The 404-nt window shown below is 67.8% G+C and carries 1 protein-coding gene; it reads right to left on the bottom strand.

All coding sequences use genetic code 11. The features are described 5' to 3' along the window. The coding region (locus GVN67_RS29415) for an MFS transporter (protein ID WP_160000800.1) at positions 1-404 on the bottom strand (404 nt) is incomplete at both ends.

The following is a 404-nucleotide window of genomic DNA, read 5'->3' as shown; positions in this document are numbered from 1 at the left end:
GCCACCGACCAGCGGGCGCCAAACTGGCTGCCGATCCACCCGACCAGCGGCGAACCCACGGCCGTGCCGCCCTGCAGGATGGCCAGGTACAGCGCCAGCACCCGGCCGCGGAACTGCGGCTCCACGGAGAGCTGAATGCTGGTGTTGCAGCTGTTCAGGAAGGTGATGGAGGCCAGGCCTATGGGAACCAGGATGGCAGCGTAGACCCAGAATGACGGCGCAACGCTGCCCAGGATCGTGAAGATTCCCATTCCCAGCGCGCCGCCCAGCAGGAACCGCAGCCGCGGGCCGGAGCGGCGCGCGGCCAGGAGTGCGCCTGCCAGGGTGCCCACCGCCATAATCGAGCCGAGGAGCCCGAATTCACTTGGACCCATGCTGAACTCGGTGGTGGCCATCAGCGAGTT

This window comes from Roseomonas sp. 18066 (genome assembly GCF_902706185.1).
In the GTDB taxonomy this organism is placed as follows: Bacteria; Pseudomonadota; Alphaproteobacteria; order Acetobacterales; family Acetobacteraceae; genus Pseudoroseomonas.
The sequence above is the reverse complement of the archived record's forward strand: the minus strand, read 5'-3'. Positions and strand labels throughout refer to the sequence as shown.